Annotated in this window: 26 protein-coding genes; 12 read left to right on the forward strand and 14 right to left on the reverse strand. The window is 36.4% G+C overall.

Annotated elements, in window-relative coordinates:
• The first annotated feature begins 94 nt into the window (after positions 1-94).
• Entirely contained in the window at positions 95-823 is a 729-nt protein-coding gene (gene rsmA, locus G580_RS0105815) for a 16S rRNA (adenine(1518)-N(6)/adenine(1519)-N(6))-dimethyltransferase RsmA (protein ID WP_028841407.1), read from the forward strand.
• Here the strand turns inward: rsmA and mltG are convergent.
• Positions 792-1904, reverse strand: coding sequence for an endolytic transglycosylase MltG (gene mltG, locus G580_RS10180; protein WP_051173159.1), 1113 nt, complete (start codon positions 1902-1904; stop codon positions 792-794). The genes rsmA and mltG overlap by 32 nt on opposite strands.
• A gap of 41 nt (positions 1905-1945) precedes the next feature.
• Between mltG and G580_RS0105825 the strand changes: the two genes are divergently transcribed.
• Genes G580_RS0105825 through G580_RS0105835 form a run of 3 tightly spaced genes read left to right on the forward strand, consistent with a single transcriptional unit; the run spans position 1946 to position 4236 of the window.
• Positions 1946-2560, forward strand: a complete 615-nt coding sequence (locus tag G580_RS0105825) for a tetratricopeptide repeat protein (protein ID WP_028841408.1) — start codon at positions 1946-1948, stop codon at positions 2558-2560.
• Complete coding sequence (locus G580_RS11040; protein WP_028841409.1) at positions 2541-3611, forward strand: DVU0298 family protein; 1071 nt, start codon at positions 2541-2543, stop codon at positions 3609-3611. Before G580_RS0105825 ends, G580_RS11040 begins: the two co-directional genes overlap by 20 nt.
• Before the next feature lies 1 nt (position 3612).
• Positions 3613-4236 (forward strand): tetratricopeptide repeat protein, encoded by a 624-nt coding sequence (locus G580_RS0105835; RefSeq protein ID WP_028841410.1) that lies wholly within the window; start codon positions 3613-3615, stop codon positions 4234-4236.
• Here the strand turns inward: G580_RS0105835 and G580_RS0105840 are convergent.
• The 4 genes from G580_RS0105840 to G580_RS0105855 all read right to left on the reverse strand — a co-directional run bounded on the left by G580_RS0105840 (position 4233) and on the right by G580_RS0105855 (position 6683).
• The gene (locus G580_RS0105840) at positions 4233-4481 is read right to left on the reverse strand and encodes an FmdB family zinc ribbon protein (protein WP_028841411.1); all 249 of its coding nucleotides are present in this window, start codon (positions 4479-4481) and stop codon (positions 4233-4235) included. The genes G580_RS0105835 and G580_RS0105840 overlap by 4 nt on opposite strands.
• 67 nt (positions 4482-4548) lie before the next feature.
• The gene (locus G580_RS0105845; RefSeq protein WP_028841412.1) at positions 4549-5175 is read right to left on the reverse strand and encodes a hypothetical protein; all 627 of its coding nucleotides are present in this window, start codon (positions 5173-5175) and stop codon (positions 4549-4551) included.
• Positions 5165-6025, reverse strand: a complete 861-nt coding sequence (locus tag G580_RS0105850) for a cell division FtsX domain-containing protein (RefSeq protein WP_028841413.1) — start codon at positions 6023-6025, stop codon at positions 5165-5167. The genes G580_RS0105845 and G580_RS0105850 overlap by 11 nt, the downstream gene beginning before the upstream one ends.
• Positions 6006-6683 carry a cell division ATP-binding protein FtsE gene (locus G580_RS0105855; RefSeq protein ID WP_028841414.1) on the reverse strand — a complete coding sequence of 226 codons (678 nt, stop codon included), beginning with the start codon at positions 6681-6683 and terminating at the stop codon, positions 6006-6008. Before G580_RS0105855 ends, G580_RS0105850 begins: the two co-directional genes overlap by 20 nt.
• Before the next feature lie 205 nt (positions 6684-6888).
• Here G580_RS0105855 and dsrA point away from each other — a divergent pair, with 205 nt between their 5' ends.
• The 3 genes from dsrA (at position 6889) to G580_RS0105870 (ending at position 9791) form a co-directional block, all read left to right on the forward strand.
• The gene (dsrA, locus tag G580_RS0105860) at positions 6889-8187 is read left to right on the forward strand and encodes a dissimilatory-type sulfite reductase subunit alpha (RefSeq protein ID WP_038041667.1); all 1299 of its coding nucleotides are present in this window, start codon (positions 6889-6891) and stop codon (positions 8185-8187) included.
• Between the two features lie 151 nt (positions 8188-8338).
• Positions 8339-9502: a dissimilatory-type sulfite reductase subunit beta gene (dsrB, locus tag G580_RS10190; protein WP_051173164.1), complete on the forward strand. Its 1164-nt coding sequence runs from the start codon at positions 8339-8341 to the stop codon at positions 9500-9502.
• Positions 9503-9536: 34 nt separating this feature from the next.
• Positions 9537-9791 carry a dissimilatory sulfite reductase D family protein gene (locus G580_RS0105870; RefSeq protein ID WP_028841416.1) on the forward strand — a complete coding sequence of 85 codons (255 nt, stop codon included), beginning with the start codon at positions 9537-9539 and terminating at the stop codon, positions 9789-9791.
• A gap of 112 nt (positions 9792-9903) precedes the next feature.
• Here the strand turns inward: G580_RS0105870 and G580_RS0105875 are convergent, their stop codons facing one another.
• The 7 genes from G580_RS0105875 to G580_RS0105905 all read right to left on the reverse strand — a co-directional run bounded on the left by G580_RS0105875 (position 9904) and on the right by G580_RS0105905 (position 16256).
• Entirely contained in the window at positions 9904-10125 is a 222-nt protein-coding gene (locus G580_RS0105875; RefSeq protein WP_028841417.1) for a Sec-independent protein translocase subunit TatA/TatB, read from the reverse strand.
• 16 nt (positions 10126-10141) lie between these two features.
• Positions 10142-10885 carry a twin-arginine translocase subunit TatC gene (tatC, locus tag G580_RS0105880; RefSeq protein ID WP_028841418.1) on the reverse strand — a complete coding sequence of 248 codons (744 nt, stop codon included), beginning with the start codon at positions 10883-10885 and terminating at the stop codon, positions 10142-10144.
• Positions 10885-12828, reverse strand: coding sequence for a transketolase (locus tag G580_RS0105885; protein ID WP_028841419.1), 1944 nt, complete (start codon positions 12826-12828; stop codon positions 10885-10887). Before G580_RS0105885 ends, tatC begins: the two co-directional genes overlap by 1 nt.
• A gap of 79 nt (positions 12829-12907) precedes the next feature.
• Positions 12908-13405, reverse strand: coding sequence for an acetolactate synthase small subunit (gene ilvN, locus G580_RS0105890; RefSeq protein ID WP_028841420.1), 498 nt, complete (start codon positions 13403-13405; stop codon positions 12908-12910).
• Positions 13406-13424: 19 nt separating this feature from the next.
• Positions 13425-15116 (reverse strand): biosynthetic-type acetolactate synthase large subunit, encoded by a 1692-nt coding sequence (ilvB, locus tag G580_RS0105895; protein ID WP_028841421.1) that lies wholly within the window; start codon positions 15114-15116, stop codon positions 13425-13427.
• A 69-nt stretch (positions 15117-15185) separates the two neighbouring features.
• Complete coding sequence (locus G580_RS0105900) at positions 15186-15410, reverse strand: DUF465 domain-containing protein (protein ID WP_028841422.1); 225 nt, start codon at positions 15408-15410, stop codon at positions 15186-15188.
• Positions 15411-15509: 99 nt separating this feature from the next.
• Positions 15510-16256 (reverse strand): slipin family protein, encoded by a 747-nt coding sequence (locus G580_RS0105905; protein WP_028841423.1) that lies wholly within the window; start codon positions 16254-16256, stop codon positions 15510-15512.
• 457 nt (positions 16257-16713) lie between these two features.
• On the opposite strand from G580_RS0105905, the gene rplM reads away from it, so the two are divergent.
• From rplM to hisB, 5 genes are read left to right on the forward strand one after another with little or no spacing between them, the layout of a single operon-like run.
• Positions 16714-17160 (forward strand): 50S ribosomal protein L13, encoded by a 447-nt coding sequence (gene rplM, locus G580_RS0105915; protein ID WP_028841424.1) that lies wholly within the window; start codon positions 16714-16716, stop codon positions 17158-17160.
• A gap of 14 nt (positions 17161-17174) precedes the next feature.
• Entirely contained in the window at positions 17175-17564 is a 390-nt protein-coding gene (gene rpsI / locus G580_RS0105920; RefSeq protein ID WP_028841425.1) for a 30S ribosomal protein S9, read from the forward strand.
• A gap of 7 nt (positions 17565-17571) precedes the next feature.
• Positions 17572-18660 carry an N-acetyl-gamma-glutamyl-phosphate reductase gene (gene argC, locus G580_RS0105925; protein WP_245542851.1) on the forward strand — a complete coding sequence of 363 codons (1089 nt, stop codon included), beginning with the start codon at positions 17572-17574 and terminating at the stop codon, positions 18658-18660.
• A gap of 2 nt (positions 18661-18662) precedes the next feature.
• Positions 18663-19469: a tRNA pseudouridine(38-40) synthase TruA gene (truA, locus tag G580_RS10195; protein WP_051173161.1), complete on the forward strand. Its 807-nt coding sequence runs from the start codon at positions 18663-18665 to the stop codon at positions 19467-19469.
• Positions 19470-19488: 19 nt separating this feature from the next.
• Entirely contained in the window at positions 19489-20073 is a 585-nt protein-coding gene (gene hisB / locus G580_RS0105935; protein ID WP_028841427.1) for an imidazoleglycerol-phosphate dehydratase HisB, read from the forward strand.
• On the opposite strand, the gene G580_RS0105940 is transcribed toward hisB, so the two are convergent.
• Entirely contained in the window at positions 20070-20576 is a 507-nt protein-coding gene (locus G580_RS0105940; protein ID WP_028841428.1) for a CvpA family protein, read from the reverse strand. The genes hisB and G580_RS0105940 overlap by 4 nt on opposite strands.
• Position 20577: 1 nt before the next feature.
• Positions 20578-22047 carry a cysteine--tRNA ligase gene (cysS, locus tag G580_RS0105945; RefSeq protein ID WP_028841429.1) on the reverse strand — a complete coding sequence of 490 codons (1470 nt, stop codon included), beginning with the start codon at positions 22045-22047 and terminating at the stop codon, positions 20578-20580.
• Position 22048: the final 1 nt, after the last annotated feature.

Genomic DNA, 22048 nt, shown 5'->3' on the forward strand with positions numbered 1-22048 from the left:
GTTTCTCTAAATCTACCAAAAAATTCAGGTTTGACAATAAGCTTGGGTTTTTTATCCTCTGGAAAAAAGACAGAAAGAAATTAAACTTTGAAACATGCTAAAGAAAAAATGGGGACAACATCTTTTGGTTTCATCTGGGGTGTTAGAGCGTTTGGTTGAACTTGCTGAGATAAAAGAAGAGGTGGTGGTAGAGATTGGTCCAGGTACAGGGAACCTTACCAAAAGACTGCTTGCTACCCCCCTAAAGCGCCTTTATCTTCTGGAAATAGACCCAGAGATGGTAGAGAAACTTAAAGTTAGTCTAAACGACCCTCGGTTGGTTATCTTTCAGACCGACGCTACCACCTTTGATTTTAACACCTTAAATGAAAGGGAACTCAAACTCATAGGTAACCTTCCTTATAACGTTGCCAGCCTTATCATAGAAAATACGATATACCATAAACATCTTGTATACCAAGCCTTTTATATGGTTCAAAAAGAGGTAGCTGAAAGACTTATCCAGCAAAAATCATGGCTTTCTGTTTTTGTAAACACCTTCTATCAGCTTGAATACCTGATGAGTATTCCTCCGAGGTTTTTTATTCCTCCTCCTAAGGTGAATTCAGCCTACCTTAAGTTTACCCGAAAAAGCTTTGATGAAATAAAAGATTTGAAAAAATATAAAAGTTTTTTGGTAAAACTTTTTAGCCAAAAAAGAAAGATGTTAAAACAAAAAATACCACCTGAAATTTTAGAAAAAGCCTCTATTTTACCTGAAAAAAGAGTAGAAGAACTTAAACTTTCAGATTTTATAACTTTGTATCAGGTTGGGGTTCATTAGAGGGTTTTTCAGAAAGAGGTTTATAGACTAAATTTTCTGAAGTCTGGTTAGAAGGAGGATTTTTGGGAGTTTCTCTTATTTTGTTGATAGCCTCTAAGTGTTCTTTATAGGTTACAGAAAACACGTGAGAACCGTTACCTGCAGCTACAAAATAAAGATAAGGCACCTTAGCCGGAAAAAGTACTGCTTTTATGCTTGCTTCTCCAGGATTACCTATGGGGGTAGGGGGTAGGCCAGGATTTAAGTAGGTGTTGTAGGGACTCTTTACCTGGTAATAATCTTTGTAAGTTAAACGTCTAAAAGATTTTAAGGCATAGTTGATGGTAGGGTCAGCTTGAAGAGGCATTTTTTTCTTTATTCTGTTTAAATAAACCGCAGCGATTACTGGTTTTTCTGAGTTTAGATAAGCTTCTTTTTCTACTATAGAGGCTAAAATGATTACTTCTTTTAATGATTTTTTCTGCTTTTTGGCTATTTCCTCGTATTTTTTCCAGTGTTTCCAGAAGTTATCTACCATGGTTTTTACTACCTGCCCTGGATGAGAGTTTCGGTAAAAATAATAGGTATCAGGAAAAAGGTATCCCTCTAAGGTGGGTCCAGGTAATCCATATTGTTTAGCTGTTTGAGGACTTTCAGCCAACTTAAGAAAATCTTCCTTATTGCAGATTTCATTTTTTTCGAGTAAATCAGCGATTTGCCAAAGAGTGTATCCCTCTGGTATGGTTATCTTTGTAGCTAAAACTTTTCCCTCTACTAACATGGTAAGAATTTCTGATAGAGGCTGGTTAAGGTAAAAGCCGTATTCTCCTGGTTTTAGTTTATGGTAATAACCTTTCCTTAAGGCTTCCAGATAGAATACTAAGGAACTTTTGATAATACCTTGTTTTTTAAGCTTTTTAGCTATGCTCCAGACACTCTCTCCTTTTTTGATTTCTACAACCTTAAATTCTTTGGTAGGGCCTTTTACCACAGGTTCTAACCCTTCAAAATAGTATCCCAAAAAAAACAAGACCAAGCTGCAAAAAATTACCAACCCAAAGGTTAACATCCATTTCTTGTTTTTACGTCTTGAGAACTTCATAATTGATGGTATCCTTTAAAAAGTTTTAAAAGGAGGAAAAGATGATAGACGAAAAAGTCCTAAAAATTTTAGAAAAAGAAGCCATAGAAAACCCTCATTCCCCTTTTGCACAACATAAGTTAGCTATAGCTTACTTTAATTTAGGAAAATTACAAGAGGCTAAAGAGGCGTTTAAAAAGGTGTTAAAACTTGATCCCTATCATTTTGAGGCTATGGTTAACCTTGGCATTATATTAGCTCAAGAGGGAGAACTTGAAGAGGCTAAAAAGGCCTTTAGCTTTACCCTTAACTTTTATCCCAAATCTGTAGAGGCCTGGGTAAACTTAGGGTTGATAGAGTTTCAATTAGGTAACCTGGATGAGGCAGAAAAATGTTATAGGAAAGCTTTAGAGATAAACCCTGATTTTATCCCTGCCATGATAAATCTTTCTACCATTTTGATAGAAAAGGAGCTTTTTGCAGAGGCTATTACTATGTTAGAAAAAGCAAAATCTCTTGCTCCTCAAATGGCTACTCTTTACAATAATTTAGCCGTAGCTTATTATTATCAGGGAGACATAGATAAGGCCAGAGAAAACTTAGCACAAGCTAAAAGCTTAGGTTATCCAGTAAGCGTAGAGTTTGAGGAGCTTTTAAATGAAAAAGCCCGTTCCTAAACCTCCCACCTGTCCTTTTTGTGGGAGGTTTATCAAAAAACCAGAGCTTTTACCTATAGGTTTTTCTGACTTAGAGGCTGGTGTATGCGAATGTGGGAGTGTCTATGTGTGTGATGTGACCGGACACAACCGAGGAAATGCTTTTATAGAGGCTCTCTTTCTTGCTACTGCAGGTGATTGGGATTTAATGTGGGAGTTGATTCCTGAAGAAGACTATAAAGAAGTTTGGGTCGAAGATTATGATTTAAAAACCCATACCATCCTTCCTATGCCAGCTACCTCAAGGGTGGTCTCTAAGGGAGCGCTTTGTTTTTTAAAAGTAGCAGATGATATCAGAGAATTAAAACACTTAAAACTAAGTCAAGCTTTGCAAAAGGAACCTCTCTCTGAAGTGGACTTTAACAAACCTAAGAGGAAGCTTTCTAAGAGGGAAATAGAAGAGTTAATCGAAAAGGAAGATTTCAACACCTTTAGTGCTTATATAGTTTCTGAACCTTTAAACCTCAACGTGCTTCAGAAGTTTTTCTATCATCCAGACCCTGTTTTTCGTAGAAAAGCGGTGGTTGCGTTGGGTAAAGTATCTCCTGCCTTAGCTAAGGTCTATCCAGAAAAACTTTTAGACTTTATAAAAAGGCTTCTTTATGCTGCTGCTGATTCTGCGTCTTCTGCCTGGGGGGCTCTTGAAGCAGTAGGAGAGATCATAAGAGAGACAGGAGACAGATATGCTATTTTTATAAAAAACCTGTTAGCTTTCTTGAGGTTCCCTGAATATCATGTTTACGTCATTTATGCGATTTACCGGATTTCTGAAAAGAATCCTGAAGTTTTAAAAAAACATAGCTATTTCTTACTTTTAGACCTGATAGAACACTCCTCTTCTGAAATAAAAGCTTTGATTTTAAAGACTTTTGTTAATCTTGGGTCTAAGGAGATATCTCCTTATTTAGATAAGCTAAATCCTGAGGAAGAAACCGAAGTTTTTAATCACAAAACCTTTTCATATGAGAAGGTTAAATTAAAAGACATCATACAACAAATAAAAAGGGGTTAACATGGAAGGTAAGGACTTTATCGAGAAAAGAAAAGAGTTTTATTTTAAACAGATGGGGATTTCAGAGGAGTTGAAACCAGGATATGAACTCTGTATAGAAGCCCATAAGTGTTGGACTGAAGGGAGAGTTCTTGATACCATAGAACTTATGGAAAGGGCCTTAGAGTTTTTTCAAGAACATCAGGCATATAAAGAAATGGCTAACATCTTAGACTTTTTAGGAGATGTATACCATATGAGAGGAAATATAGAAAAGGCTTTAAGGTGTTATAAAGCCTGTTTAGATGTATGTGAAACCGCAGAAGATGAATTTAGTGTGGCGGTTATAGTAGAAAAGATCATACATGTTTATCGTACAAAAAATGAATACGATAAAATGCTTCCTTATCTTTACAGAAACTTAGAGATAGGAGAAAAATATAAAGATGCCCATCGAGCAGCTCGTGCCTTGGTGGGTATAGGGGATGTTTATAGATTTCAGAACAACTTTGAGGCAGCTAAAGAGGCTTATTCTTTAGCCTATAAAATATACAAAGGGATGGGAGCTGGAGAACTTGCAGAAAAGGTAAAAGAAGGGTTAGAACTTTTAGAAAAGGAGCAATCTAACTTAAATACCAAAGATTAATCTCCATAACCAGGTAGTTCTATATGGGTGCAACTTCCTGACGGACAGGAATGAGATTCTGTGATCCTTGGTTTGTCTGAAGATCCCTCTGAACCACTAACGATAGAGTTTACCACACTCATCAGTCTTTTAACGTTTTTGCTTTTGCAGTTTTTACACTCAACTAAGCCTAACTCCTCTTTTTTTTTCAAAAAAACTTCAAACTCTGTTTTACAGTCTTCACACTTAAACTCATAGATAGGCATTAACACCACCCTCCTTTTAGATTTACCTGATGTGTAATTATATCAAAGATTTTAAAAAAACCAAACATTACTGAGAACTACAGTTTATCTTTACCCTGATAAAGTTATGAGCTTTAACTTCACCAAGGATTTCTTTTATCACCACCTTTTCTCCCAAATTCACCCTTATAGTACTTAAGGGAAACAAAGAAGAATTACATTTTTCATTTTCTATCTTAATCATAACCCCTTCTGGCAAGTATTTTATGTTGGTTATCATCCCAGAGATAGGAGCTCTAATAAAAACAGGAGGGGTTAGTTTAAAACTATATTCTCCTGGCTTAATAGCCTCTCCAGAAACAGGATTTATAGCTTGAGAAATAATTTGTTTGTTAAACAAAGACATGTTGATAAGCTCTGCTTTTTTATGTTCTAAAGATAATTTCTCTTGGTTTAGTTGGATTATTTTTTTGAGTAAAGTTTTCTCTAAAAACCTGTTTAAAGGATATTCATCCTTTAGATAAGAGATCTGATGGTTTTTGATAAAAAGTTTTAGATATTCTTTCAAAACCTCTTTCTTAGTTTTTTCTATGTCTGTTATTTTTCTTTCGATATCCTTTAAATTTAAGTCTTGAGCAGGAAGACATAAAGCATTATTTTTTGAGAACATCAGAATAAGACACCCTAAGAGGGTTAAAATTTTTCTATATTTCATAACCCCAAAAACTTATCCACACAATTAAAAAAGGTATTAATACTACCAAAAGTATAAAATACACCAAAGGATACCAGGAATTTACCCAAAAGCTATCTAAAAGAGGAAAGTTTATAATACTTGTTAAAGAATTTACTGCTAAGTAAAAGGTAGCCCCTGAACTAAAGAATCCTAAGGTTATGATAAAAACCAAAAAACTAAACCTGATGAATTTTAAATAACAAGGGTTACCTCCTAAAAGAAGGATCAATTTATATTGTTGATAAAGCAGGTTGTTCAATAAGGTATTTATAAAAAATATAGCCCCGATATAAACTATTATCCAGCTAAACCAAAACCCAATTATCCCTGATTTAAGAAAAAAGCTTAGTTTTAGAAACTTAAAATATTTAGGGGTTTGAAGCTCTAAAGCAGGAGTTGATGCGGCGATTAGTTTTAAACGCTCTGTAAGTTCTATATAACTTCCCAAAGATTTAGGATAAATTTTGATGAGAAAAGGTAAGTTTTCCTTGAGCTCTTTTTCAGTAAAAATTTGGGTTATTTCCTTGGGAAGGGTTTTTTGAGCTTGTTTTAGGACCATTTCTGGAGTAACTACTTCAATTTTTTCTGTGAAAGAAGAAAAACTGTTTTGTAGTTCTTTAATAAAAAGTTCTAACTGTTCTTGGTCTTTAGGATAATAAAAGAGGATTAAGGTTATTTGATCTTTCCAGTGTTTTTCTAAGGTAAATAAAATTCCATAAGCATAAATAAGGGCTAAAGAAAAAAAATTCCAAAAAAAGAAAAATAGGATAAAAAAAAGATAATAAAGTAAACCCTTTTTAATCTCTAACTTAGCAAGAAGTTTGAACATTTTCTACCAACCTTCCTTGTTCTAATCTAAGAATTTTTCCCGCGTTAAGTTGTAGGATAACTGGGTCATGGGTAGCAAGAATTACCGTTTTTCCTGCTTGTTGATATTCTTGAAATATCTTAATAATTTCCCTTATGCTTTCAGGATCAAGATTTCCTGTAGGTTCATCAGCTATTAACAATTCAGGGTCTCTAATGATAGCTCTTACAATACCTACTTTCTGTTGTTCACCTCCTGAAAGTTCTTTTACTTTTTTGAAGGCCTTGGCAGCAAGGTTAAATCTTTCAAGATAGTTTAAGATGTGAAATTTTATTTTAGGTAATTTTTTTTGACTTAGGATTAAAGAGATTTTTATGTTTTCAAAAACCGTTAAGTCTGGTATTAGTTTGTAATCTTGAAAAATGATACCCCAATTCCGTCTTAGATGTAAAAAATTTTGTTGTTTAAGCTTAGAATAAGGGAGGTTTTTGTAAAATATTTCTCCGTCGGTAGGCGTTTCTTCTCGGTAAAGTAACTTTAAAATGGTTGTTTTTCCTGCACCAGTCGGTCCGGTTAAGACCAAAAAATCTCCTTCTTTTACGATAAAAGATACTTCATCCAGCACTTTAAAATAGGGATTATAAACTTTGGTTACCTTTTCTATAACAAAAATTTCCATAACATTTTTGAGTATATCTAAAAATTTATCTATGGCAACCAAAATTTTATAGTAGCAAAAGGTAAAAAAAACTAAAAAACCAAAGCAAAAAAGAAAAATTTAGAGAATTAATTAGAAAATCAACCTTAATTTAAATTTTTTATTCTTGACATATAATTCAAGATCAATAAAATGTATTCTATACAAAAACTGTAGGGAGGGTACAATGGGCGAGGTGAAAAAACATGATACACCAAAAGTAGACCAGCTTAAAACTGGTCCGTGGCCAAGTTTTGTTGATGACATTTATTCTTATGCTGAGAAGCACAAGAAGCAGGCCTGTTTTGACATAATGGGTCAGATGGAGCTTTCCTATATCAACAGAGAGACCCATTGGAAGCATGGTGGTATAGTTGGTGTCTTTGGTTATGGTGGTGGGGTTATCGGAAGATATTCTGACCAGCAAGAAAAGTTCCCTGCTATCTGGGCATTCCATACTGTTCGTGTGCATCATACCGCAGGAAAGTGGTATCATACTGCAGCTTTAAGAAAGCTTTGTGACATGTGGGATAACAGGGGTAGCGGTATTGTTAACTTCCATGGTTCTACTGGTGACATTATTCTTTTAGGTACGGTTACTGACCAGCTTGAGCCTATCTTTTTTGATTTAACTCATCAACTTCACTGGGACCTTGGTGGTTCTGGTTCTAACTTGAGAAGTCCTGCTTGCTGTATGGGTAAGTCCCGTTGTGAATGGGCTTTGGTAGACGTTCAAGAATTAGACTATGAGTTAACCATGGCTTTCCAAGATGAATTGCACCGCCCTGCATTTCCATATAAGTTTAAGTTTAAGTTTTCTGCATGTCCTTTAGATTGTGTGGCTTCTGTGGCAAGAGCTGACATGTCTTTTATCGGTACCTGGAGAGACGATATTAGGATAGACCAAGAAGCAGTAAGGGCTTATGTAAGGGGTGAGCTTAAACCTAATGCAGGTGCTTTTTCTGACAGAGACTGGGGACCTTTTGATATTAAGAAGGAAGTTATCGACCTTTGTCCTACCAAGTGTATGTATTGGGATGAAAACGAACAAAAGCTTTACATCAACAACAGTGAATGTAACAGGTGTATGCACTGTATAGCTGTTATGCCAGAGGCTTTAAGACCTGGTCAAGATACCGGTATTGCTATTTTGATCGGAGCTAAAGCACCGATCTTAGAAGGTGCTCAGCTTTCTACCCTTATCGTTCCTTTTATGAAGGTGGAATCACCTTATGATGAACTTAAAGATTTTATCTATAAGGCCTGGGATTATTGGATGGAAAATGGAAAGAACCGTGAACGTATCGGTGAACTTATCCAGAGGATTGGTTTGAACAAGTTTATCACCGAGGTTATGGGGCTTACACCTATTCCTCAGCATGTAAGAGTACCTCGTGACAACCCATACATCTTCTGGAAGGAAGAAGAGGTTGAAGGTGGTTGGACCAGAGACGTGGCTGAATTTAGAAAACGCCACCCTGCTTAAGGTGAGGATGGATTTGATGAATAAAGACCTAAATATTTTAAAATAAAAGGAGGGTAAAATGGGAATTGAAAAATTTAAAGAGTTAGACCCGATTTATACACAGCCTTATGATCCAACTTTGGCAGAAAAGTTGTATAACCCTGAAAAACCGATGGAAAACAGGATTACCGATATAGGACCTCCTTATTTCTGGCAGTTTATGCCACCTGTTATTCAGAAAAACTATGGTAAATGGGTTTCTCATGAGATAATCCAACCTGGAGTTTTAAAGTATAAGTCTGAAACAGGTGATGTAGTTTATGTGGTAAGATGTGGTACCCCTCGTTTGGAAACTACAGACTATATCAGAGAAATTTGTGAGATCGCAGATAAATATTGTGGCGGGTATGTACGCTGGACTACCCGTAATAACGTAGAATTTCATGTAACAGATGAAGAAACTTTAAAGGCCCTTATAGAAGACTTGAAAAACAGGAAACATCCTAATGGTTCTTACAAGTTCCCTATTGGTGGTACTGGAGCAGGTATTAGCAACATAGTTCATACCCAGGGATGGATCCACTGTCATACTCCTGCTATCGATGCTTCTGGTATAGTTAAGGCTATCATGGATGAACTTTTTGAATACTTTGGGTCTCACAAGCTTCCTGCAAAGACTAAGTTAGCCCTTGCCTGTTGTCTTAACATGTGTGGTGCTGTACATTGTTCTGACCTTGCTTTGGTGGGTATTCACAGAAAGCCACCTTTGGTTGAAGATGAAAGGTTAGAACATGTTTGTGAAATACCTTTGGTTATAGCTTCATGTCCTTTAGGTGCTATTAAGCCTGCAACTGCTGAAATAGATGGTAAGAAGAAAAAGACAGTAAGGATAAATGTAGATCGTTGTATGTTCTGTGGTAACTGCTATACCATGTGCCCAGCTTTACCTATTTCTGATGGAGAAGGTGATGGTATTACTATCGTGGTAGGTGGAAAGGTTTCTAACAGGATTTCTCCTCCTGAGTTCTCAAGAGTAGTAATACCTTTTATTCCTAACGAACCACCTCGTTGGCCAACCACCGTTAAATGGCTTAAAAAGATTATTGAAGTCTATTCTCAGTATGCTAATAAGTATGAAAGGATTGGTACCTGGATTAACAGAATTGGTTGGGAAAGATTCTTTGAATTAACCGGTATTCCTTTTACTGAAAAATGTATCGACGATTACAGACTTGCTTATACTACTTACAGGACTTCTATGCACTTTAAGTTTACCAAACATGTAGATGAGGTGTTTAATGCTCCAGAAATTTATAAGGTAGAACAGTTTAAGTAAGATTAAAGTATAAAATTTTAAAAAGGAGTGTGTTATGGACAAGGAAGAATTGAAACAGAAGATAATTCAGATAATGGAAGAAAAGGTTAAAAAAGGTGGTAAAACTAAGATTTATCTAAAAGATTTACAAAGAGAAATACCTGATGCCAATCCTCGTGAGATTAAAAATGCTGCTAACGAGTTAGTAAGAGAAGGGAAGTTGGAGTACTTCTCTACCGGTAGTACAGTTATGTTCGGACTACCTGGCGTAGGAATGGGGTTGGAAGCAGGAGTAGAAAAACCTGAATAATTAAGCCAATAGTTTAATAAAAAAGGGGGACTTTAAGTCCCTCTTTTTTATTATTTTTTTTAACAAAAAGTTTAAACTTAAAGAATGATGACAGTCAAGAGATTATTAAACTTTAAACTTTATTAGAAGTTTCTTGAGTTTTAGATTTTTCTTCTTTCTGGTTTTCTAATTTTTCTAAATCTTCTTTCACGTCGGTAGAACGAAGAGCTTCTTTAAAAGATCTTATACCTTTCCCTAACCCTGCTCCTACTTCAGGCAAACGTTTAGCTCCAAACAAGATTAAAGCTAAGAAAAGTATGATAAAAAGTTCTTGACCTCCTAAGCTGGGTAGCATATCAGAAAACCTCCTTTTATTTGAGTGGTTTAAACAACCTGACTAAAATTATACCTGTTTCATATAGTAGTGTCAAGGGTATGGCTAAAATAATTTGGTTAAAAGGATCTCCTCCACCAGTTAGGATAGCGCTTATAAAAAAGGCGAGAAGGATTGCATAAGGTCTAAATTTTTTAAATCCTTCGTAGTTTACTATTTCTAACCGATTAAGCAGAACCATAAAGGACGGTATTTGAAACACCGCCCCTATGATTAAAAAAAAACGGAGACAAAAACTTATATAATCTTTTAAAAAAGGTTTGAAAACCAAAAACTTTTCCCCAAAAGAATAAAGGAATTTAAGAATAAAAGGTAAAAAAAAGAAATAAGCCAAAAGATCTCCTAGAATAAACGCAAAAGAGGTTAAAAATACGGCAGTTTTTACCCATTTTTGTTCATGAGGATAGAGCCCAGGGGCTATAAAAGACCACAGTTGATAAAAGATATAAGGACTGCCTAAAATAAAACCTGCTATTATAGAAAGTTTAAGATAAGAAGCAAAAACTTCAGGAAAGGTGCGGAAAAATACATAATTCTGTTGAGGTATAGCTTTCATTAAAGGTTTTAGTAACAAGTCTATAATGTGATCGCCCAAAAAGTAAGCAATTACAGAGGCAATAGTCCAACCAATAAAGGCCTTTATTAGACAAGCTCTGAGCTCTAATAAGTGTTCGATTAGACTTAGTTTTTTCTCTTCTGCTTCTTTGATCTGAGAATTCATTATTTTAACATTTGTTTCATGGCATGAGCAATGCTTTCTGGGTCTAAACCTGCTTGTTTAAAAAGTTCTGAAGGCTTCCCAGAGGAGCAAATAGTTTTATGGCCTAAAAGTTTAAGGTTTACTTTAACATGATTGAGACCAAAAAAACTGGCTATCTTTGTTCCAAGACCTGTTTCTACCAGATGATCCTCTACTACGATGAGATTTTTTAATTCAGAGGCTTTTAATAAGTCTTTTTCTGGTAAAGGCCTTATAGAAGCTACGTTTAAAAGACTTACCTTAATTCCTTCAGAATTTAGAATTTCCCAAGCTTTTAAAGCATAAGGCATCATCGTACCATAGGTAATAATAACTCCTTGATCACCCTGTCTTATCCAATCAGCCTTGCCAGGAATAAAGGTATAACTTTCGTCAAAGTAAGGACTTCCATCTTCTTTGGTAACTACAGGAAGTTTAGACCGTCCCATTCCTACGAAGATGTTCCTTGGTTTGTCTGCTATATATCTTATGATATGGTCTGTTTGGTTGGGATCAGCAGGAAGGTAAATTTCAAAATCATAAAGATTTAACAAAAGACCTATATAATCTATACATTGATGGGTAGGCCCATCTTCTCCTACGTCAACTCCAAGGTGAGTAGCTACCACCTTTAACGCTGTTCGATTGATACTGTTTATTCTTAGTTGGTTGTAAACCTCATCTATCGCAAACACTCCAAAGGTAGAAAAGAATACCGAAAAGCCTTCTTTAGAAAGGGCGCCTGCTACAGAGGCTGTATGATGTTCTTGTATTCCTGATTCAAAAAAAGCCTGAGGAGACCATTTTTTAAAATCTGTCATTTTTACCGAACCTTCAAGATCGCAGGTTAACCCTAAAATTTTTGGAGTTCCTGTTGGAGGGTTGTTTTCTTTAGCAAGGTTTAACAAGGCTTTGCCATATGCACTTCTACAATCTGTTTTAACCTCAAGGAGATAAATCGTAGGGCCTGGTATTTTTAGTTTTATAGGTAGGGGCTCATGATTTTGATGTTCAAAACTGACCTTCCAGGTTTTTCTTTTTTCTTTTAAAACATCAAGCTCCCCAGGGTCAAATCCTAACTCTTCTAAAGCCTTTTTGGCTAAATCTTCTGGGAGAGCCATCCCATGCCACTTAGGATCATTTTCCATAAAAGAGATCCCTTTGCCCATCACCGTATGGGCTATGATGGCTGTAGGATATTCAGGATTAGATACTCTTTTTTCGATGGCTAACTTGAGTGCATGAAAAATTTGTTGAAAATCATGCCCATCGATTTCTAAGACATTCCATTTTGTGGCTTCTATTTCTGCCTTTAAGTCCTGTGGCATCACTTCCGAAATTTTGCCCCCTATTTGTAACTGGTTATAGTCTATAAGAGTAATAAGATTGTTAAGTTTAAATTTAACCGCCCATCTTCTGGCCTCGATTACTTGACCCTTTTGTTGTTCTCCGTCTCCCATAAAACAAAACACAAGATTAGGAAGATTTTTAAGTTTTAAGGCTTGAGCCATACCACAAGCCGCTGAAAGGCCTTGACCAAGGTTACCTGTGTTCCATTCTACCCCGGGTACAGATTGTTCTACATGCCCTGCGAAAGCAGAACCAGCCCTTCTGAATTCCATCAGAAAGGGCTCTTCAGGAAAGAAGCCGTATTCACAAAGCACGCTATAAACTCCAGGACTTATATGTCCATGGCTAATAACAACTCTATCTCTTTCTAAAGCCCTAGGATCTTGTGGGTTAATCTTAGCTAAGGAATAGACCACCAAAAGTAAACTTAAAGAAGAAAGAGACCCACCTGGATGTCCACATCCTGCCAAAGTGGTAGAAAGTATAATTCTTTTAGCACATCTTTTAAAAGCTTCTTCAAACCATTTTATCTGTTCTTCAGTAAGACTTTTCTGTTTTACGTCGATTTTAAGCATTGTTTACACCTCGACCATAAAAATTGATTTAACATTTATAACTTGAGACCTGGAAAAATCAAGAGGAAAGACTTAATTTTTAAGCAGATTTTTTTTCTCTTCTGATAGCTATAACCCCTGTTCTTACGATTTCTTTGATTCCCATAGGTTTAAGTAATTCTATCACTGCTTCCAACTTGTCTCTATCTCCTGTGACTTCTACTACATAGGTTTTAGGGCTTACGTCTACTATTTTACAACGAAAAATTTCGCATATTCTAAAGATTTCGTCCCGATTTTCCTTTTCAGCCTTTACTTTAATAAGGGCCATTTCCCTTTCCACGTGATCTCCTTCTTCGGTTACGTTAACCACTTTATAAACGTCTATAAGCCTTCTCAATTGTTTTAAGATTTGTTCTAATATTTGATCGTCTCCATGGGTTACTAAGGTAAGATGAGAAAGGGTAGGGTCTAAAGTTTCGGCCACACAAAGGCTGTCTATGTTAAAACCTCTTCCGCTAAAGAGTCCTGCTATTCTGGCAAGAGCTCCTGGGGTGTTTTCTACAAGGACTGAAAGGGTATATCTTTTTTCTTGCATAAATTCCCCCTTTTCCAGGTTATAAAAGTATCATTTCTGTGGTGGCCTTTCCTGCAGGTACCATCGGAAAGACCCCTTCTTCTGGAGCGATATGGACATCAAGGATTACCAGAGAATTCGTTTGTAGAACTTTTTTTAACGCTGGCTCAACCTCTTCTGGTCGGGTTATTCTCATTCCTACAGCCCCATAAGCCTCAGCTAACTTAACAAAATCAGGGATAACCTGAAATCTAACTGAAGAGTATCTTTTACCGTAAAAAAGTTCTTGCCATTGACGGACCATTCCTAAAAATCCGTTGTTTAGGATGATGATTTTAATAGGAAGCCTTTGCTCTACAGCGGTTGCTAATTCTTGAATGTTCATCTGAATAGAACCATCTCCTGCTATATCTATTACCAACTTACCAGGGTTACCCATTTGGGCTCCGATCGCAGCCGGGAACCCAAATCCCATCGTTCCTAATCCACCTGAGGTAATAAGAGACCGAGGATGTTTAAACTTATAAAAAAGGGCAGTCCACATCTGATTTTGTCCTACCTCGGTGGAAATGATAGCCTCTCCCTTAGTAAGTTCCCATAGTTTTTCTATCACAAACTGAGGTTTTATGTAATCTCCTTCTTGTTTGTAGACCAAGGGATATCGTCTTTTCCAGATGTTAATCTGTTCCCACCAATCAGTAAATCTTTCTTCCCAGTATTTCTTATCTTTTCCTCCTTGTTTTACAAACTCTAATAACCGTTTTAAAGCCTTTTTACAGTCTGCGACTATAGGAACGTCAACTTTTACGTTTTTCTGAATAGAACTTGGGTCTATATCTATATGAACGATTTTTGCCCCAGGTGCAAAGGCATCTACTTTGCCAGTTACTCGGTCATCAAACCGTACTCCCACGGCTAAAAGTACGTCACAGTTGGCTACTGCCATGTTTGCATAATAGGTACCGTGCATTCCTAACATTCCCAAACTCTGGTCGTGGTCGCCAGGAAAAGCACTTAGCCCCATCAGGGTCATAACCACCGGTAATTTTAATTTTTCCGCTAATTTTATCGCTTCTTCAGAAGCGTTAGATGAAATTACCCCTCCTCCTAACAACAAGATAGGTCGTTCTGCTTGTTCTAAAAGTTGATAAGCCCTTTCTATCTGCTTTATATGAGGTTCATAAACAGGGTTGTAACTTCTTAGTTTTATTTCTTCAGGATAATTAAACTCTCCTTTGGCTTGTTGTATGTCTTTCGGTATGTCTACTAAAACCGGTCCAGGTCTGCCTGTTTTGGCTATGTAAAAGGCTGCTTTTATGATGGTAGGAAGGTCTTCTATACGTTTTACCAAAAAATTATGCTTGGTAATAGGCCTGGTTATCCCGGTAATATCTACTTCTTGAAAGGCATCATTTCCGATTAATCTGGTAGGAACTTGGCCGGTTAGTATTACTATCGGAATAGAATCCATATAAGCGGTAGCAATTCCTGTAACCGTGTTGGTAGCCCCAGGCCCTGAAGTAACCAAAACTACCCCTACCTTACCTGTAGACCTTGCGTAACCATCGGCAGCATGAGTAGCTCCTTGTTCATGTCTTACTAATACATGTTTTAGTTCTGGTGCTTTGTAAAGCTCGTCATAAATATCTAAGATTGCCCCACCAGGATATCCAAAAAGAACCTCTACTCCCTCACGTTTTAAAGCCTCTATCACCATTTTGGCACCAGTCATAACTTCACTCAAAGCAATCCCCCCTAAAGAGTGTATAACCTTAAAATTTTTTCTAAATGATAGAGATTTTTAGTCTATCTCTATCCCTTCGTTTGTTTTTATTATTTTATATATTTTTTCTTTAATATAAAGTTTTTCTTTTTTAAGTTCCTTAAGTTTAACCTCTTCTTCTGGGGTAAGATAAGCTTTTTGAGAAAGTTCAGCTACTTTGTTTTCCATCTCCTGATGTTTCTCAAGAAGCTCGCTGATTTCTGGATACTTATCGGAAAATTTTTTAACCAGTTCCTTGTCCATCTTCCTTCCCTCCTTTTAAAGGATAATAGGTATATTTTTAAAAAACATATCATGTGAAAAAAATCTTTAACCCAAGGATTTGTACCTCATTGTGTCGGTTTATTTAGGGTTGTTGGTTAAGGCTTTTAACATCTCAATAGGTAAAGGAAAGAGTATTGTGGAATTTTTTTCACTTGCAATCTCTGTAAGGGTTTGTAGGTACCTTAGTTGAATGGTTATTGGATTTTGTGCCATGATTTGGGCAGCTTCGAGTAAGGTTTTAGAAGCTTGGTACTCACCATCAGCGCTGATCACCTTAGCTCTCCTTTCTCTTTCAGCTTCAGCTTGTTTAGCCATAGCTCTTTTCATCTCTTCTGGAAGGTCTATTTCTTTGATCTCTACCTTGGAAACCTTGACCCCCCAAGGTTCTGTGTCTGCATCAAGGATTTCTTGAATTTTTAGATTAAGTTTCTCTCTTTCGGCTAACACCTCATCAAGTTCTGCTTGACCACAGATGCTTCTTAAGGTGGTTTGGGCTAATTGACTGGTAGCATAATGATAATCTTCTACTTGAAGAAATGATTTTTCTGGGTCTAAAACCCTATAATATACTACGGCACTTACCCTGATAGAAACGTTATCCTTAGTAATAACCTCTTGCGGAGGAACATCTAAAGTTACTGTTCTTAGGTCTATCTTTACCATTTTATCTATTATTGGAAGGAGTATAATAAGTCCTGGACCTTTAACCGCTAAAAATTTACCTAACCTAAGAACAACTGCTCTTTCATATTCATTAATTACCTTTACTGAGGTTTGTAAAAACAGTAAGATCAAAACCACAATAAAGATTAACGTAAAACTCATAGTACCCTCCTGTTTTTTGGTTTTTTAAGGTTTAAAGGTAAAACATTTAACCAGATAAAAGGTTTAAAGACTTTATAAAGGTTAAGATAAAAGGCGTTGAATAAAGGATCGATAAAATTGAGGCACCAGTTTTTAATCATATATACTTTAAAATTATTAGTAAAAATATTAAAAGGTCAAGGGTGCACATTCGATCAAAAATGTCTCCAAGTTAAATCAAATTCTATGTCCCTGAGAGTTAGAAATTATAGGATTAGGAAAGCTTAATTATAGAAAAAGATCAACCTGTAAGAAAGGATAGAGAGCTTCATCAAAAGTAAAAGGTTTGTATTGGCAACTCATTTCTAAAAAGAGAAAAATTTTGTTAAACAATCTCAAGCTTTGCTTGACAAAATGAATTTTTGGCATAAAGTTATAAAACTACATTTTTAATTTTTAAAGGCAGGAGGCAAGAAGTATGTCTTCAGTATTAACCCCTCAAACTCCTTGGGTAAAAAAGGAAGAGGTAAAAAGAGAATGGTATTTAGTAGATGCTAAAGACAAAGTGCTTGGTAGATTAGCCAGTAAAATAGCTACTTTTTTGCAAGGGAAAAATCGTCCAGATTATTCTCCCCATGTAGACCAGGCTGATTTTATAGTTATTATCAATGCAGAACAGGTTAAACTTACAGGTAAAAAACTTGATCAGAAGGTTTACTGGCGTCATACTGGCTATATGGGTGGTTTAAAATTGGAGACAGCTAAGCAGCTTTTAGCTAAGGATCCTGCAAAGGTTATCCTTCTTGCGGTAAAAAGGATGCTTCCTCGCAACAGGATGAGAAATAAGCTGCTTAAAAAACTTAAAATATATGCTGGTTCCACCCACCCTCATGTAGCTCAAAACTTTAAACCTTTGGATCTTTAAGGAGGTAGTATAACATGGAAAGAATTTACGCCACCGGAAAAAGAAAGACCTCTATAGCCAGGGTATGGATCTATCCTGGTACAGGACAGATTATTGTAAATGATAAACCTTATACTGAATACTTCTATGACCATATCGTAGCAGAGGATGTGTTGTTTGCCCCTTTTAGAATTACCAATCTGTTAGGCAAGTTTGATGTGAAATGTACGGTAGAAGGTGGAGGAAAGGCTGCTCAGGCTGAGGCCATAAGACATGGAATAGCCCGTGCTTTGGTCCTATATTCACCTGAGTTGAAAGTAGTGCTTAAGAAAGCCGGCTTTATAACCCGCGATCCACGTGAAAAAGAAAGAAAGAAATATGGATTGAGAGGAGCCAGAAGAGGTCAACAGTACTCCAAACGTTAAGGGCTATTTGGGGCTACCTGAGGTAGCCCCTTTAAAATTTTTAAAATTCAAACTATCTTTTATGATAAAAGCAGCTATTGTAGGGGCTACAGGATATACAGGGCTTGAACTGTTAAGGTTAGTTGAAAAACATCCTGGACTTCAGATCGAGGTTATCACCTCTCGAGAAAATCATGGTAAATCTTTAAAAGAAGTTTGCCGTTGGAGTGGAAAATACAAAGATCTTGTATTTGAAGTTCCTGTGGTAGAAAACATAGCTTCTAAGGTAGATGTGGCTTTTTTATGTGTTCCTGCTGGTAAGGCTCAAGAGTTAGCTTATCAGTTTTTAACCAATAAAGTAAGAGTTATCGATTTTTCAGCAGATTTTAGGTTTAAACATACGTCATTGTTTGAAGAAACATATCAACTGCCTTATGTCTATCCAGAACTTAACGATAAAGCAGTTTATGGTTTGTGCGAGGTTTTTACAGAGGACATTAAAAAGGCAGATTTGGTGGCAAACCCAGGATGCTATCCAACCTCTATTCTTTTACCCCTAATCCCTTTGGTTAAGGAAGGACTTATAGAGACCGATTTCATCATAGCTGACTCAAAAAGTGGAACCTCAGGGGCTGGAAGAAAGGCAGACCTTTATTACAGTTTTTGTGAAGTAAACGAAGATTTTAAGGCTTATAAGATAGCTTCTCACAGACATAATCCAGAAATAGAAGAAAAACTTTCTTTGTTTGCCAAAAAACAGGTAAAGGTGGTTTTTACTCCCCATCTTTTACCTATAAACCGTGGGATTTTTTCTACGATCTATGTAAAGGCTAAACATCCGGTAAAAGTTTTAAGAGATTGTTTACAAACTTTTTATCAAAATAGACCTTTTGTACGTTTAACTCCTGAAGGCACAGTCCCCACGATTAAAGAGGTTAAAGGCACCAATCTTTGCAAAATAGGTCTTTTTGAAGACAGAAAAAGAGGTTTTGTGGTAATCACCTCTGTGATTGATAACCTGGTTAAAGGTGCAAGTGGTCAGGCTTTACAAAATTTTAACCTGATGTTTGGTTTTCCTGAAGAAACTGGACTGCCTTTTTCTTCTGTGTTTGTTTAAAAATGGCTGAGGTCAACATAAGAAATATTCGGTTATTTATAGCTTATGATGGGACTAACTATTTAGGTTGGCAGGTACAACCTAAGGGGCCAACAGTCCAAGGAGTCATCCAAGAAGTTTTATCTAAGATCCTCGGACATAAAGTAACGTTGAAGGCTTCAGGTAGAACAGATGCGGGAGTTCACGCCCTTCATCAAGTCGCTCATTTTTTGACTACCTCAGACAGACCTTTAGAGATAATCTTTAAAGCTTTAAACAGTCTCCTGCCTAAGGACATTTCTGTTTGGAAGGTAGAGGAGGTTGATTTTAAGTTTCATGCACAGAAGCATGCATATAAAAAAACTTATGTCTATCAGATCTATAATTATCCTATAAAAAATCCTCTTTTAAGACTTTATTCTTGGTGGGTTCCGGAGCCACTTGATTTAGAAGCCATGAAAAGCTGTTTGCCTTTAATCATCGGAGAAAAAGATTTTGCCAGTTTCAGAAAGGCTGGAACTGAGGTTAAAACTACGGTTAGAACGATTTATCAGACAACCTTAGAAAGATCATTAGAAAATCCTAACATGATAGTTTTTACGATAGAGGGTAGGGGTTTTATGCGTTATATGGTGAGAAACTTAGTAGGAGCTTTGGTTGAAGTAGGAAAAGGTCGTCTTACGGTAGAGGATTTTGAAAACATCCTTAACGCAAAAGATCGAAAAGTAGCACCACCTCCAGCTCCTCCTCAGGGTTTGATTTTAAAAAAAGTTGGATATCTTGACGTTAAGGTGTTAGAGAGTTATCCTTCTTTTGAGGTTAAAATCTAATCTGTATAAGGAGTTAAACATGAAAACCGTCGAAAAGAAGCGATATACTTTAGAGACTGAAGTAGAAATAAAGTTAGATTTAACCGGAGAGTGGTTAGAGGAAAACGTAATCAACACAGGGATAGGGTTTTTAGACCATATGCTTGAGCTTTTTGCCTACCATTCAGGGATAAAACTTCAAGTAGAAGCAAGAGGAGACCTTGAGGTAGACTACCATCACACCGTAGAAGACATAGGAATTACCTTAGGAGAAGCGTTAGATGAAGCTTTGGAAGATAGACGTGGCATGGCCCGTTATGGAGAAGCAACCATCCCTATGGAAGAGGCTTTAACTCAGGTGGTAATAGACCTTGCTAAGAGACCTTATTTTGTTTTTTTGGTTAACTTTCCTACTGAAAAGATAGGAGGTTTTGATGTAGAGCTTATAGAAGAGTTCCTAAGGGCCTTAGCTGTAAACGGTAGGTTCACTCTTCATGTAAGAAATTTTTATGGTAAAAATTCTCATCATATAGCTGAAAGTGTATTTAAAGCTTTAGCTCATGCTTTTAGAAAGGCTTTAAGCCCTCTTTCTCAAGAGGTATTTTCCACCAAAGGTATCCTTTAAGTTAACACCTCTCTTTTTTTAAGAAAGGTTTTCCAGCTCTCAGGAATAAAGGGAGAAGAAAATTTTAGGGTTTTTTCTACGATAGGGTAGGTTAAAGCGGTTTTTAAGATGTTTTTAGAGGCTGGATAGGGAATTACTAAGAGAAGATAGATAAAGGTAATAAAAAGAGAGGCTTTAATAAGGCCTAATAGACTTCCTAAAATTCTATCTGCCAACGTAAGATGCAATTTTCCCAAGAAGATTGTTAGGAGAAACCCTCCTAACACAAAACTAAGATATATCATCGCAAAGGATAAGATAAAACTTAGGACCGGAAGAACCTTAGAGTTTGAGGTGGTGATACTTCCTACAAAGGGTGCTATCTTTATAGAAAGCCATCCTGAGTAAAGAAAGGCTACCACCATCCCTAAAAGAGAAGCTATGGTTTTTACAAAACCTGACAAAAAACCTCTTAGCGTAAAATAACTCAAAATAGCTAAGGCTACATAGTCAAACCATATCATTTTATTCTACCCACCAAAAGGTTTCTGTTTTTGTGTCCTTTAGAATAATGCCCTTTTTTTGTAGCTCTTCTCTTATAAGGTCTGCTTGCTCAAAGTTTTTTTCTTTTCTTGCTTTTTCTCTCTCTCTTACTAATCTTTCTACTTCTTCTAAGGTTAAACCTAAAGGTTTAAGTTTCCTTTGTCTTTCAGTTTTCCAAAAAAAAGTAGGGTCAGTTTGGAAAAGACCTAAAACTCTATAAGCCTCCTCTCTTAGGTCTTTCGCGAAGGTTTTAATCAGAAGTTCTTCTTCAGACGTAAGTTGAGGAGTTTTACTTACAAAGTTGTATAGTTCCTTTTCCAGGTTAAACAGATATCCCAAGGCCATTGCCGTGTTTAGGTCTTCTAAAAGGGCAGAGATAAATTTGGCTTTAAACTCTTGATATGTTTTTTCTAAGCGTCTTGCTTTTTCTGAAAGGAGTCCTTCCTTTAAGCTTTGAACTTTTTCAGCCCAGTATAAAGTTTCATAAAATCCATATACAGCCTTTTCTATATTTTTCAGGCTTTCTTCTGAATAGTCTAAGGGACTTCTGTAATGCATAGAAAGAAGAAAGGTTTTGATGACCTCGGGATGGAAACGTTCAAAAAGCCATTCCATCGTTACAAAGTTTCCAAGACTTTTAGACATTTTTTCTCCGTTTATGGTGATCAATCCATGATGGACAAAGTATCTGACAAAAGGTTTTCCTGTAGCCCCTTCGCTTTGGGCTATCTCGTTTTCGTGATGAGGAAAAATTAGATCAAGCCCACCTCCATGTATGTCGATGGTTTCTCCAAGATATTTTAAGGCCATGGCAGAACACTCTATATGCCATCCTGGACGGCCTAATCCCCAAGGACTTTCCCAGAAAGGTTCTCCTGGCTTGGCGGCTTTCCATAAAGCGAAGTCTAAAGGATTCTCTTTCTTTTCTGAAACCTCGATCCTTACCCCAGAAAGTAATTCTTCAGTTTTTCGCCCGGAGAGCTTTCCATAATAAGGAAATTTTTCTACCCTAAAATAAACATCTCCGTTACTTTTATAAGCTAATCCCCGGTCTATTAAATTTTGTATAATGGCTATTATATCTGGGATATGTTCTGAGGCTTTAGGGGTATAGGTAGGTTTTAATAAATTCAGTTTTTCAACGGCTGTTTCATATTCTTTAACATATTTTTCTACCAAATCTTTCCAGAAGATACCTTCCTGGTTGGATCGATTGATGATTTTATCGTCAATGTCTGTAATATTTCTTACATAAACTACTTCATATCCTAAATAGGTTAATACTCGAGTCAAAACGTCAAAAACCACAGCAGATCGTATATGTCCTAAATGAGGAGAATCGTATGCAGTGATACCGCACACATACATCGTTACTTTTGGGGGGTTTAAAGGGGAAAATTCCTCCAATTTTTTGGTTAACGTGTTGTAAAGTTTTAAGGTTTTTTCTTTCATC

Source organism: Thermodesulfobacterium hveragerdense DSM 12571 (assembly GCF_000423845.1).
Lineage (GTDB): Bacteria > Desulfobacterota > Thermodesulfobacteria > Thermodesulfobacteriales > Thermodesulfobacteriaceae > Thermodesulfobacterium > Thermodesulfobacterium hveragerdense.

What these genes read in the sequence shown, in the direction of transcription:
- rsmA (WP_028841407.1), top strand. Translation starts at nt 95, where the DNA reads ATGCTAAAGAAAAAATGGGGACAACATCTTTTGGTTTCATCTGGGGTG.
- G580_RS0105835 (WP_028841410.1), top strand. Translation starts at nt 3,613, where the DNA reads ATGGAAGGTAAGGACTTTATCGAGAAAAGAAAAGAGTTTTATTTTAAA.
- rplM (WP_028841424.1), top strand. Translation starts at nt 16,714, where the DNA reads ATGTCTTCAGTATTAACCCCTCAAACTCCTTGGGTAAAAAAGGAAGAG.
- ilvB (WP_028841421.1), bottom strand. Translation starts at nt 15,116, where the DNA reads ATGACTGGTGCCAAAATGGTGATAGAGGCTTTAAAACGTGAGGGAGTA.
- G580_RS0105845 (WP_028841412.1), bottom strand. Translation starts at nt 5,175, where the DNA reads ATGAAATATAGAAAAATTTTAACCCTCTTAGGGTGTCTTATTCTGATG.
- G580_RS11040 (WP_028841409.1), top strand. Translation starts at nt 2,541, where the DNA reads ATGAAAAAGCCCGTTCCTAAACCTCCCACCTGTCCTTTTTGTGGGAGG.
- G580_RS0105905 (WP_028841423.1), bottom strand. Translation starts at nt 16,256, where the DNA reads ATGAGTTTTACGTTAATCTTTATTGTGGTTTTGATCTTACTGTTTTTA.
- G580_RS0105875 (WP_028841417.1), bottom strand. Translation starts at nt 10,125, where the DNA reads ATGCTACCCAGCTTAGGAGGTCAAGAACTTTTTATCATACTTTTCTTA.
- mltG (WP_051173159.1), bottom strand. Translation starts at nt 1,904, where the DNA reads ATGAAGTTCTCAAGACGTAAAAACAAGAAATGGATGTTAACCTTTGGG.
- G580_RS0105940 (WP_028841428.1), bottom strand. Translation starts at nt 20,576, where the DNA reads ATGATATGGTTTGACTATGTAGCCTTAGCTATTTTGAGTTATTTTACG.
- G580_RS0105885 (WP_028841419.1), bottom strand. Translation starts at nt 12,828, where the DNA reads ATGCTTAAAATCGACGTAAAACAGAAAAGTCTTACTGAAGAACAGATA.
- G580_RS0105855 (WP_028841414.1), bottom strand. Translation starts at nt 6,683, where the DNA reads ATGGAAATTTTTGTTATAGAAAAGGTAACCAAAGTTTATAATCCCTAT.
- hisB (WP_028841427.1), top strand. Translation starts at nt 19,489, where the DNA reads ATGAAAACCGTCGAAAAGAAGCGATATACTTTAGAGACTGAAGTAGAA.
- tatC (WP_028841418.1), bottom strand. Translation starts at nt 10,885, where the DNA reads ATGAATTCTCAGATCAAAGAAGCAGAAGAGAAAAAACTAAGTCTAATC.
- rpsI (WP_028841425.1), top strand. Translation starts at nt 17,175, where the DNA reads ATGGAAAGAATTTACGCCACCGGAAAAAGAAAGACCTCTATAGCCAGG.
- truA (WP_051173161.1), top strand. Translation starts at nt 18,663, where the DNA reads ATGGCTGAGGTCAACATAAGAAATATTCGGTTATTTATAGCTTATGAT.
- G580_RS0105870 (WP_028841416.1), top strand. Translation starts at nt 9,537, where the DNA reads ATGGACAAGGAAGAATTGAAACAGAAGATAATTCAGATAATGGAAGAA.
- ilvN (WP_028841420.1), bottom strand. Translation starts at nt 13,405, where the DNA reads ATGCAAGAAAAAAGATATACCCTTTCAGTCCTTGTAGAAAACACCCCA.
- G580_RS0105825 (WP_028841408.1), top strand. Translation starts at nt 1,946, where the DNA reads ATGATAGACGAAAAAGTCCTAAAAATTTTAGAAAAAGAAGCCATAGAA.
- dsrA (WP_038041667.1), top strand. Translation starts at nt 6,889, where the DNA reads ATGGGCGAGGTGAAAAAACATGATACACCAAAAGTAGACCAGCTTAAA.
- dsrB (WP_051173164.1), top strand. Translation starts at nt 8,339, where the DNA reads ATGGAAAACAGGATTACCGATATAGGACCTCCTTATTTCTGGCAGTTT.
- G580_RS0105840 (WP_028841411.1), bottom strand. Translation starts at nt 4,481, where the DNA reads ATGCCTATCTATGAGTTTAAGTGTGAAGACTGTAAAACAGAGTTTGAA.
- G580_RS0105850 (WP_028841413.1), bottom strand. Translation starts at nt 6,025, where the DNA reads ATGTTCAAACTTCTTGCTAAGTTAGAGATTAAAAAGGGTTTACTTTAT.
- G580_RS0105900 (WP_028841422.1), bottom strand. Translation starts at nt 15,410, where the DNA reads ATGGACAAGGAACTGGTTAAAAAATTTTCCGATAAGTATCCAGAAATC.
- cysS (WP_028841429.1), bottom strand. Translation starts at nt 22,047, where the DNA reads ATGAAAGAAAAAACCTTAAAACTTTACAACACGTTAACCAAAAAATTG.